The organism is Vibrio scophthalmi LMG 19158 (assembly GCF_000222585.1).
GTDB classification, from domain to species: Bacteria; Pseudomonadota; Gammaproteobacteria; order Enterobacterales; family Vibrionaceae; genus Vibrio; species Vibrio scophthalmi.
The window spans coordinates 1-391 of the sequence record NZ_AFWE01000191.1 but is presented as its reverse complement, the minus strand read 5'-3'; the positions used below and the strand labels follow the sequence as shown (position 1 = coordinate 391).

At 45.8% G+C, this 391-nt stretch carries 1 tRNA gene and 1 rRNA gene; both read right to left on the bottom strand.

Annotation, left to right across the window (positions count from 1 at the left end):
• Positions 1 to 113: 113 nt before the first annotated feature.
• Positions 114 to 204: transfer RNA gene (locus RH88_RS16540), tRNA-Ser, on the bottom strand.
• 103 nt (positions 205 to 307) lie between these two features.
• Positions 308 to 391, bottom strand: a 5S ribosomal RNA gene (gene rrf, locus RH88_RS22780); the annotation flags it as partial.

Sequence of the window (391 nt, the reverse complement as noted above, 5' to 3'; positions counted from 1 at the left end):
GGTATAAAGCGGTCAAGCTATCACATCGAATCTATCGATGACGATGGTGGCTCTACATTTTTAGGCGTTATAAACGAAAAAACCCCAGTCTTTCGACTGGGGTTATTCGAATGTGGCGGAGAGATAGGGATTTGAACCCTAGGTGGGCTATAAACCCACGCCGGTTTTCAAGACCGGTGCTTTAAACCACTCAGCCATCTCTCCACGTTCTTTCATCATCAGATTAGTACACTGACGATGTTGTTATTTGCGTGCAAATAACGGTATCTCTTGTCTTCACTTGGTTAAAGATGAAAACGAAATTAAAGCCTGGCGATGTCCTACTCTCACATGGGGAGACCCCACACTACCATCGGCGCTATTGCGTTTCACTTCTGAGTTCGGCATGGGA